The 17,797-nt window shown below is 70.4% G+C and carries 15 protein-coding genes and 1 pseudogene; 9 read left to right on the forward strand and 7 right to left on the reverse strand.

Annotated features, from left to right (window positions below):
• Window positions 1–377 precede the first annotated feature (377 nt).
• The 3 genes from ABS52_08715 (at window position 378) to ABS52_08725 (ending at window position 3,246) form a co-directional block, all read left to right on the forward strand.
• Window positions 378–749: a hypothetical protein gene (locus ABS52_08715; protein ID ODT03538.1), complete on the forward strand. Its 372-nt coding sequence runs from the start codon at window positions 378–380 to the stop codon at window positions 747–749.
• A 276-nt stretch (window positions 750–1,025) separates the two neighbouring features.
• Entirely contained in the window at window positions 1,026–2,585 is a 1,560-nt protein-coding gene (locus tag ABS52_08720) for an amidohydrolase (protein ODT03539.1), read from the forward strand.
• A gap of 31 nt (window positions 2,586–2,616) precedes the next feature.
• Window positions 2,617–3,246: a hypothetical protein gene (locus tag ABS52_08725; GenBank protein ODT03540.1), complete on the forward strand. Its 630-nt coding sequence runs from the start codon at window positions 2,617–2,619 to the stop codon at window positions 3,244–3,246.
• 16 nt (window positions 3,247–3,262) lie between these two features.
• On the opposite strand, the pseudogene ABS52_08730 reads toward ABS52_08725, so the two are convergent.
• The 6 genes and pseudogenes from ABS52_08730 to ABS52_08755 form a co-directional block, all read right to left on the reverse strand.
• Window positions 3,263–4,162 (reverse strand): annotated as a pseudogene (locus ABS52_08730) (hypothetical protein).
• 590 nt (window positions 4,163–4,752) lie between these two features.
• Window positions 4,753–5,403 (reverse strand): hypothetical protein, encoded by a 651-nt coding sequence (locus ABS52_08735; GenBank protein ID ODT03541.1) that lies wholly within the window; start codon window positions 5,401–5,403, stop codon window positions 4,753–4,755.
• A gap of 136 nt (window positions 5,404–5,539) precedes the next feature.
• Window positions 5,540–6,712 carry a hypothetical protein gene (locus ABS52_08740; GenBank protein ODT03542.1) on the reverse strand — a complete coding sequence of 391 codons (1,173 nt, stop codon included), beginning with the start codon at window positions 6,710–6,712 and terminating at the stop codon, window positions 5,540–5,542.
• Window positions 6,713–6,908: 196 nt separating this feature from the next.
• Entirely contained in the window at window positions 6,909–7,151 is a 243-nt protein-coding gene (locus tag ABS52_08745; protein ODT03543.1) for a hypothetical protein, read from the reverse strand.
• Between the two features lie 10 nt (window positions 7,152–7,161).
• Window positions 7,162–7,377 (reverse strand): translation initiation factor IF-1, encoded by a 216-nt coding sequence (locus ABS52_08750; protein ID ODT03544.1) that lies wholly within the window; start codon window positions 7,375–7,377, stop codon window positions 7,162–7,164.
• Window positions 7,378–7,468: 91 nt separating this feature from the next.
• Complete coding sequence (locus ABS52_08755; protein ODT03593.1) at window positions 7,469–7,681, reverse strand: cold-shock protein; 213 nt, start codon at window positions 7,679–7,681, stop codon at window positions 7,469–7,471.
• A gap of 315 nt (window positions 7,682–7,996) precedes the next feature.
• Between ABS52_08755 and ABS52_08760 the strand changes: the two genes are divergently transcribed.
• A complete protein-coding gene (locus ABS52_08760) occupies window positions 7,997–9,790 on the forward strand; it encodes a hypothetical protein (protein ODT03545.1) in 1,794 nt (597 codons plus the stop codon).
• 28 nt (window positions 9,791–9,818) lie between these two features.
• On the opposite strand, the gene ABS52_08765 is transcribed toward ABS52_08760, so the two are convergent.
• On the reverse strand, window positions 9,819–11,855 hold the full coding sequence (locus ABS52_08765; GenBank protein ID ODT03546.1) for a hypothetical protein: 2,037 nt from the start codon (window positions 11,853–11,855) through the stop codon (window positions 9,819–9,821).
• Window positions 11,856–12,349: 494 nt separating this feature from the next.
• Here ABS52_08765 and ABS52_08770 point away from each other — a divergent pair, with 494 nt between their 5' ends.
• The 5 genes from ABS52_08770 to ABS52_08790 are packed head-to-tail and all read left to right on the forward strand — an operon-like array spanning window position 12,350 to window position 17,784.
• Complete coding sequence (locus ABS52_08770) at window positions 12,350–14,134, forward strand: acetate--CoA ligase (GenBank protein ODT03547.1); 1,785 nt, start codon at window positions 12,350–12,352, stop codon at window positions 14,132–14,134.
• Window positions 14,131–15,153, forward strand: coding sequence for a pyruvate dehydrogenase (acetyl-transferring) E1 component subunit alpha (locus tag ABS52_08775; GenBank protein ODT03548.1), 1,023 nt, complete (start codon window positions 14,131–14,133; stop codon window positions 15,151–15,153). Before ABS52_08770 ends, ABS52_08775 begins: the two co-directional genes overlap by 4 nt.
• Window positions 15,150–16,145 carry a pyruvate dehydrogenase gene (locus ABS52_08780; protein ODT03549.1) on the forward strand — a complete coding sequence of 332 codons (996 nt, stop codon included), beginning with the start codon at window positions 15,150–15,152 and terminating at the stop codon, window positions 16,143–16,145. Before ABS52_08775 ends, ABS52_08780 begins: the two co-directional genes overlap by 4 nt.
• Before the next feature lie 53 nt (window positions 16,146–16,198).
• A complete protein-coding gene (locus ABS52_08785; protein ID ODT03550.1) occupies window positions 16,199–17,533 on the forward strand; it encodes a hypothetical protein in 1,335 nt (444 codons plus the stop codon).
• Entirely contained in the window at window positions 17,530–17,784 is a 255-nt protein-coding gene (locus tag ABS52_08790; GenBank protein ID ODT03551.1) for a hypothetical protein, read from the forward strand. Before ABS52_08785 ends, ABS52_08790 begins: the two co-directional genes overlap by 4 nt.
• Window positions 17,785–17,797 lie beyond the last annotated feature (13 nt).

Below are 17,797 nucleotides of genomic sequence, written 5' to 3' on the forward strand. Positions count from 1 at the left end.
CGACGCGCGGCGCCTCGCCCCCTCTGCACGCCATCGCAAGCAGGGCGACGCCAATCCCGAGCGGGGAGCAGAAGCGGCGACGACGCGGGGCAAGCAGGCGTCGGAGCGCCGATCGCGGGGAGAGAGGATGGGGCATGCAAGCCAATCTCGCCCGTGCGCTTCGCCAGGCAAGGATGGAGGCGACGCCGGCATTTGACGGCGCTTGTCCCGCGTGGCCGGCTCGGTCGCCCCCGCGTCGGCATCGTACCGCCTTGCGCCCCGCCTGCACGAAGCGGAGGTTTCGAGGTCCCCCCCGATGGGAGGTCGACGTGTCGAGGCAATGCCCGCGCTGTGCGCACCAGCTCCCCAAGGCCGCCAACTACTGCCCATCGTGCGGCGTGAGCATCGCACTCGCCGCGACCGGCGAGCATGCCATCGTCGACTTCGAACGCTTCTTCATCTACGGCGTGGACCTCATGTGCCTCGCCGGCACCGACGCGCGCTTCATCGTGGTCAACCCGGCATTCGAACGGTCGCTCGGTTACACGGTCGCCGAACTCACCAACCGCCCCTTCCTCGACTTCATTCATCCCGACGACAGGGACGCCACTGTCGCCGAGGTAGGCCGGCTGGCCGACGGCACCCCCACCCTCGCCTTCACCAATCGCTATCAGCGCAAGGACGGGAGGTACGTCCGACTGCACTGGCGCGCCTACCCGGAGCCGGGGACGGGGCTGATCTATGCCACGGCGCGGGTCGATCCGGCCTGAGCCTCCCACGCCTCGGCCCCTCGCCCCGGCTCCTCGCACGCGCTTCCCTCGCCCGGCTCTCGCACATCACTCGCACGTCCCTCTCGCCACACGACATCTCGCCGGCGCTCGCCGACGCTCGCCGACGCTCGCCGACGCTCGCCGACGCTCGCCGACGCTCGCCGACGCTCGCCGACGCTCGCCGGCCGTGAACCAGTCGTGCGCTGGCCGCCCGCGTCTCACGCACCCTGGCAACCGCTGCCCGCAGTTCAGTACCAGTCCCCACACTCCCACCCCATGCCACAAGGAACCGCTCGCCCCCTCGCACGCACCGTCGCCGCCGTCGCGGCGATCGCCGTCGGCGCCACCCTCTTCGCCCTGTCCTCCCCCCTGACGGCGCAGGCCCCCGCCATTCACGGCAAGCGCGCGGCGCGGCTCATCATCCGCAACGCCCTCGTCATCGACGGCATGGGGACGCCCGCTTCCGGCCCATACGACATCGTCATCGACAACAACCGCATCTCGCAGATCGTCCCCTCCGGGGCGGACGCGATCCAGAGCGCGATCGGCGCGCGCAACAACCGTCCCACCGGCGGCGTGGAGATCGACGCCAGGGGGAAGTACGTCCTCCCCGGCTTCGTGAACGCGCACGCCCACGTGCAGGACGAACGAGGCGGAACACCGCAGGAGCAGGAGTACGAGCTCAAGATCTGGCTCGCCGCGGGGATCACCAGCGTACGCGACGTCGGGAGCGATTCGCGCAAGACGATCCCGATGCGCGACCGCATCAATGCCGGGCAGATGGAAGGACCGCGCATCTTCCACTACCCGATGTTCAACATGCCTCCCGTCCCCAACACGCCGGCCGAGGCGCGGGCCAAGGTGCAGGCGTTCAAGGCGATGGGGGCCGACGGGATCAAGATCCTCGGCACCAAGCGCGACGTGATGGAGGCGATGCTCGACGAAGCGCACAAGGTGGGACTGCGCGTCGCGCACCACGCCGCGGTCGAGGAGACGAATGCGTGGGACGACATCAAGTTCGGAACGACGAGCATCGAGCACTGGTACGGGATCCCCGACGCGGCGATCCCCGATGGCGTCCAGTCGTTCCCGCCCGAGTTCAACTATTCGGACGAAGTGCACCGCTTTCGTTATGCAGGACGCCTGTGGCGCGAGGCCGACCCGTCGAAGCTCGCGGACGTGCTCGCCGGGCTGGTGAAGGCCAACGTCGCCTGGGTTCCGACCCTCAACATCTACGAGGCGAGCCGCGACCTGCAACGGGCGCAGACGACCCCCTGGTATGCGGACTACCTCCATCCGACGCTCGAGGAGTACTTCAAGCCCAACCCGCTGAACCACGGCTCGTACTTCATCGGGTGGACTTCGGTCGACGAGGCGTACTGGAAGGAGAACTACCAGATCTGGTTCCGCGCGTTGCGCGACTTCGACCGCATGGGCGGGACGATCGCCGTGGGCGACGACGCCGGCTTCATCTACCAGATGTACGGCTGGGGATTCATCCGGTCGCTGGAACTGCACCAGGAAGCCGGCTTCCCCGCGCTCAAGATCATCCAGCAGGCCACCAGCAACGGCGCCAAGGTGCTGGGCAAGGACAGCGAGATCGGCCGCGTGCGGCCGGGGTGGCTCGCCGATCTCATCATCGTGAACGGGAACCCGCTGGAGGACCTCAAGGTACTCTACCCGACCGGCACCGATGCCGTCCGGAACGGAGAGATCGTCAGGACCGGCGGTGTCGAGTGGACGATACGAGACGGCTTCACCTACCACGGCCCCACCCTGCTGCGCGAGGTACGGGAGATCGTGGCCCGGGCGCGCGCCAAGGCGCATCCGCAGTGACCGTCCGCACACTCCAACGGAGACGTTGCGCATGGGTATCCATCGGCAGGTGATCAGCGGCACACTCGTCCTGGGCGCGCTCTTCGCCCCCATCCACGTCGCACAGGCGCAGGGTGGGCAGGTGGGAGCGATCGTCGGCGCCACCTTCTCGACGCTGCGCGGCATCGATGGCCTCGACAGCCGCACGGGACTGCTGGGCGGACTGTCGTTCGTGACCTCGGGCGGAACCCTGGCCTGGCAGCCCGAGGTCCTGGCGGTGAGCAAGGGCGCCAAGGGGACCACCACCGGCGCCCAGGGGCTCAAGCTCGACTACCTGGAGATCCCCGTCCTCCTGCGCCTCTCGCTCAGCCGCGAGCTCGGCATGCGACCGCATGTGTATGCCGGCCCGTACCTGGGCTTCCAGCTCGATTGCAGCGTCAAGGGGAGCTCGGCCGACTGCAACGACCTCCCGGGCGTGAGCACCCACACCGTCGACGTGGGCGGCATCGTGGGCGGGGGGCTCGACTTCGACCTCGGGCCGTTGGTGCTGACGGGAGGGGTGCGCTACGGCTTCGGCGTCTCGACGGTGGCCGACTTCGAACTCGGCCAGGTCAAGGAGTCCGCGAAGAACGGTGTCTGGGCCCTCTACACGGGCCTCTCGTTCCGGGTCGGGGGGCGCTAGCCCCCCGACCCGTCCCCTACTGGTACTGGATGTAGATCGGCACCGGCCACAGCCGCAGGATCTCCTGCTTGGTGGTCGGCGGCGAGTCGTTGCGCAGCTTGGTGAACTGCTTCCAGCCGACGAACTGCACCGGCTCCTTCTTCACGTACGCGTAGTACGAATCGCGCTTGAGCCAGGGCGCCCCGAAGCCGTCCATGTGCATCACGATCTGCACCCGCGGATCGAGGGTGATGTTGCGGTAGTTCGTCACGCCCCGCTGGGTGAAGCGATGGACGACCAGGACCTTGGGGGGGAGCTTGTACTGGTCCACGATCCCGGCCAGGAAGCGCGACGCGTAGTTGATGTCCGAGGCATCGTATGTCCCGATCTTCTTTCCCGGGAGCCCCCCGTTCTTCATCGAGAACTCGGGGTCGATCCCCAGGTGGACGTCGGGGCGCTTCAGGAAGCGCTCGAGCCGCGGGAGCTCCGCCTGCAACGTGCTCAGCCCCACTTGCACGTCGAGGAACAGGATGGCGTTCCGGCTTCGCGCCCAGCCGTACACCTTCTCGATGAGCGTGCTGTCCATGCGCGCGCGATACTTGCCATCGCTCCCCGCGCTCCCCTGCGCCACGACGGCAATCAGGTGCAACGCCGGCTGTACGGGACGCGTAGGGTCGAGCCGCTTCCACTCCGCGACCTCGGCATCCAGCTTGCGCAGCATGTCCTCGGGATCGAACTCGCCGAGAATCCCCATCCGGCGTGACAGGGGGTTGCCGTAGAAGGCGATGATCCGCCGGTCGGGAAGGATCGCCCCGGGGAGCGGCGCAGGCATCTTCGGCGGCCAGAGCGAGTCCAGGTCGCTCCCCGTGTCCCGATAGGCCAGGTGGCGGTCGCCGGCGTGCCGCCCCATTGCGCCGGAGGGGCGCGCACGACGCGTGCTGTCACCGCGCGTCGAATCCCGGCGCACCGCCGTGCCCTTCGTCGACCCGCCTTTCGTCGCCGCGCCCTTGGTCGCCGCGCCCTTCGTCGCCGCGCCCTTCGTCGCCGCGCCCTTCGTCGCCGCGCCCTTCGTCGCCGCGCCCTTCGCGGCTGCACCCTTCGCGGCTGCGCCCTTGGAAGGCGTTCGCGCACCGCGCCCGCCACTGTCCGCCGACGCCGTATCGCTTCCACGCCCCTGCTGCTGCTGGCCCCACGCAGGGTCTCCCGGCACGAGCAGGAGGAGGGGGGCGCAGACGGCAAGCACGCGGCGTGCGAACCGAGCGGCCGGGGCCGCGGGGGAAACGGGGGCGGTCGCGGCAGCCAGGGCAGCCGAGGCAACCACGTCAGGAAGGAAGGTATGTTCGCGAGACGGCATCACGGCATGCGAGTTCGGGGACGACAAGGCGGCGAGGTGTCGGCGCCCGCAGCGAAATCTCGCACCCTCGCCCCACGGGTTGTACTCCCGACAGCCCCCCCGGTGCCACGAGGAGGGACGCGCCTAACGCGCGACGCGCATCGCCGCTCGCCCCACGACGCACCCGATTCGCCTCATTCCCCCGCAGGCTGGACGGGCACGCTCCAGAGGAACGGCTTCACGTGGTGGCGACAGCACTCGGGGACCTCGGTGCGCAGGATCTCCAGCGCCCGGGCCGCCTTGGTCAGGAAATCGGGGGTCGCCTCCACCACATAGCGCCGCGGATGCGTCGACCAGCTCTCCGCGATGCGGGCATCGATTTCCGCCGCCTCCGGGAGTGTCTCGATGCGCAACGGGTTCTCCTGGCCATACGCATCGGGCTCGGTGGGCGTGCGCAGGTGGATTACCGCGTGGTAGCGCTCGATCTCCGCCTCGAGCGTCGTCCCCACGGCAGACCACAGCGTCCCCGGCCCCTCCCAGTACGCTGCCCCGTCCACCGTCCCGCGATCACACAGGACCACGGCCGTCTCCTCCAACTCGGCTGTCGACTCCAGCGCGCGCTGTACATGGTAGATGGCGCGCTGCCCGGCCTGACGCAGCTCCCAACGCGTGTTGCGAGGAAAGCCCCCGCCGAAGACGATTCCCGCCGACTCCTTCAGCGTCTTCACGTGCACGCAGAAGAAGAGGCGGATGAGCTCGAGCACCGCCGTCTTCCCGGCGCCGGGCCCACCGGTGAGGACGATGCGGCGGCTGACGTGGTGTCTCGTGCAATCGCAGGGCTTCATGCGGCAGGGAGCGGGTGGGATGTGGCCTCGTGCCCACGACGGGCGCAGGCGTGCAAGCTGGCGCCGCGCGCGCCCGCGAGGAAGCCCGCGTCCAACCACCCAGCGCCCCAGCGCCCCAGCGCCTCGGCGCCCTACCCTACTTGTTCCTGGGAGGGAGCTTGCCGCCAACCTCGCCAATGCGCGTGTCGCGCTGATACGTGATCGCGGCAAGCCCAATGGCTCCCGTCTCGTCGGTGGCGATCACGGTCAGCACGTAGGGCCCGTACTTCTGGAACATGACGTCGATCAGTGACACCCACAGGACACCCGACCGGTTGGTCGGCGTGAGCTCCAGCGGATATCGCGTTCCATCCACCTCCGCGACGACACTCCGCAGCGCTCGTTCCGAGCGCACTCCGGCGACCACGCGCAGGGTATCGCCAATGAGCTCATTGGGCACGGGGTTGGCGAAGGTCACCACGATGCTCTCGTCCACGTTGTCCCGCACCACGATGGCCAGCGCACCGCGCTGCCCCTCGCTCTCCGCCTCCACCACCACGGTCCCGGCCGACACCGCGCGCACCACCCCCGCGCCCGACAGGGTCGCCACCCCCTGTCCCGCGGCGACGCTCATGCTCCAGGTGACGTCGTGTCCGGTCAGCACATGCCCCTCGGCGTCACGCACCGTTGCCGCCAATTGCAGCGTGTCGCCGACCACGAGACGCACCGTCCGCGCCGAGATCTCGATCGTCGCCGGCTCCCCCGGGGCAGCCACTGAAACGATGGCGGTCGCGCTCTTCCCCCCCACCGACACCGTGACGTTCGTCGTCCCAGTCGCCACACCCGTGATCACGCCGCCTGGCGTGACGATGACCTTCGACGAGTCCGCGCTGCCCCAGGTCATCGCCCGACCCGCCACTGGACGGCCGCTGACGTCGAGAACGGTCGCCACCAGCTGCGTGCTGGCCCCCGGCAGGAGCGTCGCGAGGCTGGGGGCAATCGTCACCGACGAGACCGGAACGTCGAGCACTGTCAGGGTGGCACGCCCGATCTTGCCGCCAACCGTCGCGACCACCTGCGTCTGCCCGGACGAGAGGGCGGTCAGCACGCCGGCGGCGGAGACCGTCGCCACGCTCGGCGTCCCGGTGCTCCACTCGATCGTGGACAGCACGATCGGCATCCCGAACTGGTCGACCCCGGACGCCGACGCGGTCCCCGACGCTCCAACCACCAGGGTGAGCGCCGAGAGCTCCACGCGCACGTCGCTCAAGACGGGAGACGCCGGGCGCGGCGCGGCGGGCGCGGCGGCGCCACCGCATCCGAGCGCCACGACCAGCGCGAGGCACTCGACGACGCGCGATACATGGCGCTCCGGGCCCCCGAGACGCAGGCGGCCCGACTGCTGACAAACCCGAGAATCCATGCGGGCGGCGTGGGGAGCACCCAGTATGCGAAGCGGCGGAACCGGGCGCAATGCGTCGCACTGCCCCCCGTCCCGCCCTGTCACGCCTTGCCCTGCCGGGTAGCTACCGCCGGTACGACGTCCGCAGGCCTCGGTCGCGCGTCGCGTTGCACACCATGCTCCAGCGCAGCCACGCCTGCGTCAGCTGCTCCGGTCCGCGCATCATGCTGAACGCGGCGCCGCGCCGCTCCTTTTCCGCCGACTCCGCCACGCTGAACTGGTCGTGCAGCGCCCGCTCGGCGTCCTGCAGCTGATCGTTGGACAACGTGGAGATCCAATTCGCGGTGATACGGTCGGGAATCGTCATGCGGTGGTCCTCACTTGTGACGGAACGTGATGCGTCCACGGGTCAGGTCGTACGGCGACACCTCCACCGTCACGCGATCCCCGGCGAGGATCCGGATGCGGAACTTCCGCATCTTGCCCGCGGTCGTGGCCAGCAACTGATGACCGTTCTCCAGGTCCACTCGGAACATGGCGCTGGGCAGGACTTCTGAGACGGATCCCTCGAACTCGATCGCTTCTTCCTTCATGTGCTCTCCTCTCGGGCGCAGGAATGCCGGACATCGACGCGGCATCGGCGGGGACAAACGCATCCCCCCGATGCCGCGCACGACGATGGAACTAGCGCCCGAGGCGCGTCACGTTCTCCGCCGCCGGCCCCTTCTGCCCCTGAACGATGTCGAATTCCACCGACTCGCCTTCGGTCAGCGACTTGAAGCCGCTCCCCTGGATGGCCGAGTGGTGCACGAAGCAGTCCTTCTCTCCGCTGGACGGGGTCACGAAACCGAAGCCCTTGGCGTCATTGAACCACTTCACGGTGCCTGTCGTACGCATGGTCATGCTCCTGAAAATGTGCTGTGGTCGGAGCACTGGCCCACGAACGGGCAGATCACCAGCCGACAACAACGTCTGCGCGATATCCCTCGCGCGAGGTGCCGCCGACCGGCGGCTCTACAGAACGCGAAAGGGCCTGCTCGCATTGGCAGGCCCCTGGTCAGTCGGAACTTGTCCGTGCGCCGGGGCGCACGTGTCGCTTCATGTAAGGTAGCGGGTCCGGTCCGCTTCGGCAATGACCACGCTTGTAGCCGGCGAGCGCATGCCCCGCCCGCTTCCCTTGCCCGGTCGAACGACCACCTCCAACGTCAGGCCATGCCCGCGCGCTCGCGAAAGCCCGCTGCACCGACGGCCGGCCCCGCCAACACGGAAATCGCCCGCATCTTCCGCGAAGTGGCAGAGCTGCTCGAGCTCTCCAGCGCCAATCCCTTCCGGGTCCGCGCGTACCTCAACGCCGCGAGGGTGGTCGAGGAATCGCCGCAGTCCATCGCCGCGATGGCGCTCCAGGCGCCCGCCCAGCTGCGCGAGCTCCCGGGCATTGGCGACGACCTGGCCGGCAAGATCGAGGAGATCGCGCAGAGCGGGAAGCTCGCGCTCCTTGGCGAACTGTCCCGACAGGCCCCGCCCGGCGCCACGGAGCTCCTCCACGTCCCCGGCATCGGCCCACGCAAGGCACGCATCCTCAGCGAACGCCTTGGTGTCCGCTCGCTCGCGGGCCTCGAGCGCGCGGCGCGGGCCGGGCGCGTACGCACGCTCCCGGGCTTTGGCGCGAGGACCGAGGCGCGAATCCTCGAGGAGCTCGCCACCACGACCATCAAGGAGCAACGCTGGCTGCGCGCCCGGGCCGCGCAATATGGCGAGCCCCTCGTCGCGTACATGCGCGCGGCCGGCATGGTGACCCGCGCCGAACTGGCCGGCAGCTTCCGCCGGTGCCGCGAGACGGTGGGCGACCTCGACCTCCTGGTCGAGAGCGAGGACGATCGCGCCGCCGTCCAGCACTTCCTGGGCTATCCCCAGGTGCAACGGGTCCTCGCCAGGGGCACCACGCGGGCGGCGGTGCAGCTGTCGGGAGGGCTCCACGTCGACCTGCGCGTCCTCCCGCCGCAGTCGTACGGGGCCGCGATGCACTACTTCACGGGATCCAAGGCGCACAACATCGCCGTGCGCGCCATGGGACGCGGTCGCGGGCTCAAGATCAACGAGTACGGCGTCTTCAAGGGGGCGCGCCGCATCGGGGGGCGCGACGAGCGGGACGTCTTCCGCGCCGTCAAGCTCCCGTTCATCCCCCCCGAACTGCGCGAGGACCGCGGCGAAATCGAGGCCGCGCAGCAGCACGAGCTCCCACGGCTGGTCACGATCGACGACATGCGCGGCGACCTGCAGTCGCACTCCACCGACAGCGACGGCCGCGACTCACTCGACCAGATGGCCGAGGCCGCCGAGGCGATGGGATACGAATACCTCGCCATCACCGACCACACCCCCACGGTGCGCGTCGCCGGGGGACTGGACCGCGGCGGCTTCCTCCGCCAGATGCGCCGCATCGATCGCCTGAATGCGCGCCTCCGCAAGCTGATCGTCCTCAAGGGAGCCGAGGTCGACATCCACGCCGACGGATCGCTCGACCTCGACGACGACACCCTCGAGCGACTCGACGTCGTCCTCGTCTCGCTCCACTCGTCGCTCAACCTTCCGGCCGAGCGCCAGACCGCGCGTGTCGTCCGGGCGCTGCAGCACCCGTTCGTCCATGTCCTCGCCCACCCGACCGGTCGCCTCGTGGGCGGGCGGCGCGGCGCCCAGCTCGGCCTGGACGAGATCTGCCGAGTCGCGGCGAGCGAAGGCGTCCTCATGGAGATCAACGCCCAGCCCGAACGCCTCGACCTGGACGACGTCGCCGCCCGTCGCGCGCAGGAACTCGGCGCCACCCTCGTCATCAGCACCGACGCGCATTCGATCGAAGAACTGCAGTTCATGCGCTGGGGAGTGGACCAGGCGAGGCGGGGATGGATCGACCGCGCGAACGTCGCCAACGCCCGCACGCTCCGGCAACTGCTCCACCTGCTCGGCCGGCGGCGCGCGTCGAAGCCCCGCCGTTCGCCCGCGCGATAGCCGCCGGCACTGCGACAGGTGCCCCCCGTTAGGCACCCGGCGCACGCCGCTGCGCCCGCTTCCCCGCCACCAGGCGCCGGAAGCCTCGCTCGTCGAGGATGCGCACCCCGGCGCGCCGAGCCTTCTCCATCTTCGTACCGGGCGCGGCCCCGGCCACCAGGTAGTCCAAGGCGCGGCTCACGCTCGCCGTCACCTCGCCCCCCGCCGCCTCCGCCAGGCGCGACGCCTCCGAGCGCGAGAGCGACGGCAACGTCCCCGTGAAGGCGATCCGGCGTCCCGCCAGCACGCCCGCACGCCCCGCGCGTGCCTCCCGCGCGGGGCGCACGCGGACTCCCGCACCCAGAAAGCCGTCCAGGAGCGCCCTGGTACGTCGCTCGTTCAGCGCCGCGTGGATCGTCGCCGCCTCCACCGGTCCCACGTCTCGCACCGCATCGAGCTCCGCCACGCTCGCGCGCCGGAGCGCCGCCAACGTCCCGAACGCATCAGCCAACGCGCGCGCCGAAGCGCGTCCCACGCCGGGAAGGCCAAGTCCAACGAGGAAATGCGGCAGGTCCACCCGCTGCGCCCGCGCCACCTCACCCGCCAGGTTCGCGGACGACTTCGTGGCGAATCCCGGCAGGCCACGGAAATCGTCCGCCGTCAGGGTGAAGAGGTCGGGGACGCGACGCACCAGCCCGGCGTCCACCAATCGACGCGCCACCTCCTCGCCCAATCCGGTGATGGAGAACGCCTCGTCCCGCGCCAGCAGGCGCAGTGCGCCGATGAGCTGCGCCGGGCACTCCCATCGGTTGTCGCACCGCAAGAACGGTCCCTGGCGCGCCAGCCGTGATCGGCAGGCAGGACACTTGGATGGCACTCGCGCCCGGTGCCGACGCGCTCCACGTCGGCGCTCGACGATCTCGGGAATGACGTCGCCCGCGCGATGGACGCGCACCCGGTCTCCCACCTGGACGTCGCGACGTGCCAGCTCGGTGAGGTTGTGCAGCGTCGCGCGCGACACCGTGACACCACCCACGTCCACCGGGCGAAGCAGTGCCACCGGCGTGAGCACCCCGGTCCGCCCCACCTGAAAGACGATGTCGTCGACGATGGTCGACTCGGCCCGTGGCTCGAACTTCCACGCCAGCGCCCAGCGCGGGTGGTGACTCGTCTCCCCCAGCCGGCGGCGCCCCTCCAGCGCGTTCGCCTTCAGGACGATACCGTCGATCTCGTAGTCGAGCCGCTCACGACGCGCTCCGAGCTTTCGGTGATAGCGCGCGATCTCTTCCACGGTGCGGGCGCGCTCGACGGCGTCGGGGATCGTGAATCCCCAGCGGCGGAGCGCGGTGAGTGCCTCCTCGTCGGTGGCCAGCGACGCCCCGCGCGACGCCAACACCTCGTACGCCACGAATCGCAATGGCCGGCGCGCCGTCACCGCCGGGTCGAGCTGGCGAAGCGATCCGGCCGCCGCGTTCCGCGGATTGGCAAACGGCTCCTCGCCGCGCGCCAGCAGGTCGCGGTTCATCCGGGAAAAGGCGGAACGAGACATCAGCATCTCGCCACGGATGGAGAGCATCGCCGGGGCCTTGGCTCGAGCTCCGCGGAGCCTGGGCGGGATGGACGCGACGGTGCGTACGTTGGCCGTCACATCCTCGCCAACGACACCGTCGCCGCGCGTGGCGGCGCGCGCCAGCACTCCCCCCCGATAGACGACCTCCACCGACAGGCCATCGAGCTTTGGTTCGAGGAGCACGTCGCCTCTCGCCCCGCTCCCCTTGGCGATCCGCGTGACGAACGACGCCACCGTGGCCTGGTCGCGCGTGGCCTCGAGACTCAGCATTGGTGCCGCATGGCGAAGGCTCGCGAACGGTCCCGCCGCGCGCCCGGCCACACGCTGGGTCGGCGACTCCGGGGTGACCAGCTCCGGGTGACGCTCCTCGAGCAGCCGAAGCTCATGGACCAATCGGTCGTATGCCGCGTCGGAGATCGACGGGCGGTTCCGTTGGTAGTAGAGCTCGTCGTGATGACGAATCTGCGCACGCAGCACTTCCGCACGACGAACCAGGGACCGGGAGGCCGGCGTCATGCCCGTAAGATATGCAAACCCCTGCAGGGGCATTGCTGCCATCTGCAGGGGTTTACGTCCGCTGGCGGTCGTGTTCTGCGATTCGGTGCCGTGCGCCTCACAGCTGTTGAGAACTGCCCTGCGCTCGACCTGGTTCACGACCTTCCCCACACTCGACGAGACGAATGCAGGTGCTCCGTGATCACGGAGCTTCAGTTGTGTCCAGCGACCTCACAACCTGCGTGTCAGCACCGAACGACTGGCACGCTGCCTTCCGACGATGTCTCGCGGGAAAGCATCCGTCGCAGGTTTCTCGTCCTGCCGACGCGCCATCACGCTACCGCTTGCCGGTGACACCATCGATAGGGGAGCACCTCAGCGTTCCGGGGGATTCCCCCTCTTGATCAGCCTCATCAGGAAGCGCCCGACGCCCGACGACCGCCCCCCCGACAGCACCCCGTCCGCGCAAACCACACATTGCCGGTCAGGTTGGTCGCTAGCGATCGCGGAGGCGCATGCCTGTTCCGCTCGTCCTGGAGCTCTCCGGCACCATCATCCGGAAGACACAATCGCCTGAGCCGGCGCCGGTGATGACGGACTACGACTCGGCGCGCGCCACATTCTCATGGGACGCGGCGCGCGCCGAGCTCGACGGGCTCCCCAGCGGCGCCGGACTCAACATCGCGCACGAAGCCGTCGACCGTCACGCCATCGCCCCCCACGCCGGCCGCATCGCCATCCGGTGGATCGGCCGGCACGGCGAGCGCCGGGACATCAGCTACGCCCAGCTCGCACGCCTCAGCAGCCGCTTCGCCAACGTCCTGCGCTCGCTCGGCATCGCGAAGGGCGAGCGCGTCTTCGTTCTCGCCGACCGCATCCCCGAACTGTACGTCGCCGCCCTCGGCAGCTGGAAGAACGGCTGCGTCTTCTGCCCGCTGTTCTCCGCATTTGGTCCGGAACCCGTCCGCATGCGGCTCACGATCGGTGCCGGGAGCGTCCTCGTGACGACCAGGGAACTGTACCAGCGGAAGGTGGCGCCGATTCGCGATGCCCTCTCGTCGCTGCGTCACGTGATCATCATCGGCCCTGATGTGGACGCCCTCCCCCAGGGCGCGCATCGGTTCGACGAGCTGATGGCGGCCAGCAGCGAGGACTTCGAGATCGCGCCGACGCGCGACGACGACCCGGCGGTGGTGCACTTCACGAGCGGGACGACCGGGACGCCCAAGGGCGCCCTGCATGTCCACGGCGCGGTCGTCGCGCACCACATCACCGGGCGCCTCGCGCTCGACCTCCGCCCCGGCGACACCTTCTGGTGCACCGCCGACCCCGGATGGGTCACCGGGACGTCGTACGGCATCGTCGCCCCCCTCTCCATCGGCGTGACCAGCATCGTGGACGAGGGCGACTTCGACCCCGCACGTTGGTACGCCACGCTGCAGGACGAGCGCGTCACCGTCTGGTATACCGCGCCCACCGCCATCCGCATGCTGATGAAGGCGGGGCCGGAACTTGCCCGGCGCTACGACCTGTCACACCTGCGCTTCGTGGCCAGCGTCGGCGAGCCGCTCAACCCGGAGGCGGTCGTCTGGGGACGCGACGTCCTCGGCCTCCCCATTCACGACAACTGGTGGCAGACCGAGACCGGGGGGATCATGATCGCGAACTTCCGGTCCATGGACATCCGCCCCGGTTCCATGGGGCGCCCCCTCCCCGGGGTCGACGCCGCCATCGTCCGGCGTGCCGATGACGGGAGCGTCCAGCTGCAATCCGCCGGCACCGAGGGCGAACTCGCCCTTCGTCCCGGGTGGCCCTCGATGTTCCGCGCGTACCTGGGCGAGGCAGAACGCTATCGCAGGTGCTTCGCCGGCGGATGGTACCTCACGGGCGACCTCGCGCGGCAGGACGACGACGGATACTTCTGGTTCATCGGACGCTCCGACGACGTGATCAAGTCGTCGGGCCACCTCATCGGCCCGTTCGAGGTGGAAAGCTCGCTCCTCGAGCACCCCGCCGTCGCCGAGGCCGCAGTGATCGGCAAGCCGGACCCGACGGCGGGCGAGCTGGTGAAGGCCTTCGTCTGCCTGAAGGACGGTGTTGCTCCGTCCGACGAGCTGCGCCTCGAGCTGCTCGGCTTCGCCCGCAGGCGCCTGGGGGCCGCGGTCGCGCCCAAGGAGATCGCCTTCGCCGAGTCGCTCCCCCGCACGCGCAGCGGCAAGATCATGCGCCGGCTCCTGCGCGCGCGCGAGCTCGGGCTCCCCGAGGGCGACCTGTCCACGCTGGAGGGGACGTCCCGATGACCGTTGCGCCTGGCGGCACCACGGCTGCCGTCGAATCCTTCGCCGTCGCGAACGGCGCGCACGCCCGGCACCTCCTCGAGGAGATGCTCCGCATCCGCCGCTTCGAGGAACGCTGCGCCGACCTGTACAAGGAGGAGAAGATCCGCGGCTTCCTCCACCTCTACATCGGTGAGGAGGCCGTCGCCGTCGGCGTCATGCAGGCGCTCACGCCGGCAGACGCCGTCGTCGCGACCTACCGCGAGCACGGCCACGCCCTCGTGCGCGGCGTCAGCGCGCGGGCGATCATGGCCGAGATGTACGGCAAGCGCGAGGGGTGCAGCGGCGGACGGGGCGGCTCGATGCACCTGTTCGACGCCGCCACGCGCTTCTACGGCGGGAACGCCATCGTCGGCGGAGGATTGCCGCTGGCGGCCGGGCTCGCGCTGGCCGACCGGATGCGGCACGTCGCGCGTGTCACCGCCTGCTTCTTCGGCGATGGCGCGGTCGCCGAAGGGGTCTTTCACGAGACGCTCAACCTGGCCGCCCTCTGGCGACTCCCCGTCCTGTTCGTCTGCGAGAACAACCTCTACGCCATGGGGACGGCGCTGGCGCGCTCCCACGCCGAGTCGAACCTCGCGCTCAAGGCGTCGGCGCATCGCGTCCCCTCGTGGGATGTGGACGGCATGGACGTGGAGGCGGTCGCGCATGCGGCGCGCGGCGCCTGCGAGGCGATCCGCGCCGGCGAGGGGCCGTACTTCCTCGAATGCCGCACCTATCGCTTTCGCGCGCACTCGATGTTCGACCCCGAGCTGTACCGCGAGCGCACCGAGGTGGAGGAGTGGAAGAAGCGCTGCCCCATCGAGACGTACGACGCGACCGTGCGCCGGCGCGGGGCGCTCGACGACACGCAGCGCGCCGAGATGGAGGCCCGGGTGAGCCAGGAGGTCGACGACGCCGTCGCCTTCGCCGAGGCGGGGACGTGGGAGCCCGCCGAGACGCTGACCCGGCACGTGATGCGCGAGGCGGGAGGGGGCGCATGATCACCACCTATCGCGAGGCGGTGCGCCAGGCCATCCGCGCGGCCATGGTCGCCGACGAACGGGTCTTCCTCATGGGCGAGGACGTCGGGCGGTATGGCGGCTGCTACGCCGTGAGCAAGGGGTTGCTGGACGAGTTCGGCCCCGAGCGGATCCGGGACACCCCGCTCTCCGAGCTGGCCTTCGTGGGGATGGGGATCGGCGCGGCGCTCGGCGGGATGCGCCCCATCGTCGAGATCATGACCGTCAACTTCTCCCTCCTCGCGCTCGACCAGATCGTCAACACCGCCGCCACGCTCCTGCACATGTCGGGGGGGCAGTTCAACGTCCCCGTCGTGATCCGGATCCCCACCGGCGCTGGGCGGCAGGTGGCGGCGCAGCACTCGCACGCCCTGGAGGGATGGTTCGCCCACGTTCCGGGGCTCCGCGTCGTCGCCCCGGCAACGCTCGAGGATGCGCGCGGGATGCTCCCGACGGCGCTCCAGTCCCCCGACCCGGTGATCGTTTTCGAGCACGCGGGACTGTATGCGATGGAGGGGGAGCTCGCCGACGACGCCGGCGCCGTCTCCCTCGACCGGGCGGCCGTGCGCCGTCCCGGGAGCGACGTCTCGCTCATCACCTTCGGGGGGATGCTCCCCCGGACCCTCGAGGCCGCCGAGCAGCTTTCCGCAGTTGGGGTCAGCGCCGAGGTCGTCGACTTGCGGACGCTGCGCCCGCTCGACGACGCCACGATCCTCGACTCCGCGCGACGCATCCATCGCGCCGTCGTCGTGGACGAGGAATGGCGCAGCGGGAGCCTTGCCGCGGAGGTGAGTGCACGTCTCATGGAGGGGGCGTTCTACGACCTCGACGCCCCCGTCGCGCGGGTGTGCGGGGTCGAGGTCCCCATGCCGTATCCGCGCCATCTCGAGCAGGCGGCGCTCCCGCAAGTCGCCGGGATCGTCGCGGCGGCGCTCTCCCTCATGGGCGGCGTCAGGGGCGCCGCGCCAGCATGAAGGCCGCTACGACGATTGCGCCGAGTGGCGCTCCCCCCCCGAGCGAGTTCCGCATGCCCTCGCTCGGTGCCGACATGCAATTCGGGACCGTGGTCGGCTGGCGCGTTGCGCCTGGCGACACGGTCGCCAAGGGCGACGTCATCGTCGAGGTCGAGACCGAGAAGGGGGTCTTCGAGGTCGAGGCGGGCATCGGCGGCGTCGTGGACGAACTGGTCGTGGCGAAGGGGACCAGGGTCCCGGTGGGGACGGTGCTCGCGCGGCTGCGTGCTGCTGGTGGCGACGTGTCTCCGGCAGCACCGGCCGTCACCTCACCGGAGGCCGCGGCGCCCGCCGCCATTCCATCGCCGCCAGCTACAACGCCGGCGCCGGCGGTGCCCGCCGCCGTCCCACCGCCGCCAGCTGCAGCGCCGGCGCCGGCGGCACCCGCCGCCGTCCCCGCGCCCGCCGCCCCCGTCCCCGCGCCGGCGCCGGTTCCCGCGACGCCACGCCGCACGCGCATCCGAACTTCCCCACTGGCCCGTCGCATCGCCGAGGAGGCGGGAATCGACATCTCCACCATCGCCGGCACCGGCCCGGGCGGCGCCATCACGAAGGAGGACGTGGAGCGCGCCATGGCGGCCGCGCCCGCCGCCACCGCGCTCCCCGCGCCTCCCGTGCCTCTCGCGCCTCCCGTGCCTCTCGCGCCTCCCGTGCCTCCCGTGCCTCCCGTGCCGACGCGCACGGCCGCCGACGCCATGCGCCAGGCCGTCGCCGCCGCCGTCTCACGCTCGAAGCGCGAGATTCCGCACTACTACCTCGGCACCGACATCGACATGTCGGCGGCGCTCGACTGGCTCGAGGAGACGAATGCGCAGCGCCCCATCACCCAGCGCATCCTCCCTGCCGCCCTCCTGCTCAAGGCGGTCGCCCTCGCCCTGCTCGAGTACCCGTCGCTCAACGGCTGGTGGACCGAGGGTGCCTTCCGCGCCGGTGGCGGGGTCCACCTCGGGGTGGCGATCTCGCTCCGCGGCGGGGGGCTCATCGCCCCGGCCATTCACGACGTCGATCACCTGTCGCCCGCGGCGCTGATGGCAGCGTTAGGCGACCTGGTGCAGCGCGCCCGCGGTGGCGGGCTGCGCGGGTCCGAGATGACCGACGCCACCATCACCGTCTCGAACCTCGGCGACGAGGGAGTGCAACTCCTCTTTGGGGTGATCTATCCGCCGCAGGTCGCCCTCGTCGGCTTCGGCCGCATCTCGGAGCGGCCATGGGCCTCCGGCGGATTCCTCGGCGTTCGCCCCGTCGTCACCGCCACCCTCTCCGCCGACCATCGCGCCACCGACGGGCACTACGGCGCGCGCTTCCTCGCCGAGCTCGCCCGCCGCCTCCAGGCGCCGGAGGCCCTGTGAGCACGAACGACATCCGCGAGGCGATTCTCCGCGCCCTGCGCCGCATCGCACCCGAGGCCGACCCGGCCTCGATCGATCCCGCGCGTCCGCTCCGCGAACAGGTCGACCTCGACTCGGTCGACTTCCTGAACTTCCTGATCGGCGTACACCAGGAGCTCGGCGTCGAGGTACCCGAGGAGGATTACCCGCAGGTGGCCACGCTCGCGGGATGCGTCGCCTACGTGGAGGCGCGGATGCCGGCGGCAGGTTGAGCGACCGGAGCCC

It is taken from the genome of Gemmatimonadetes bacterium SCN 70-22, from assembly GCA_001724275.1.
In the GTDB taxonomy this organism is placed as follows: Bacteria; Gemmatimonadota; Gemmatimonadetes; order Gemmatimonadales; family Gemmatimonadaceae; genus SCN-70-22.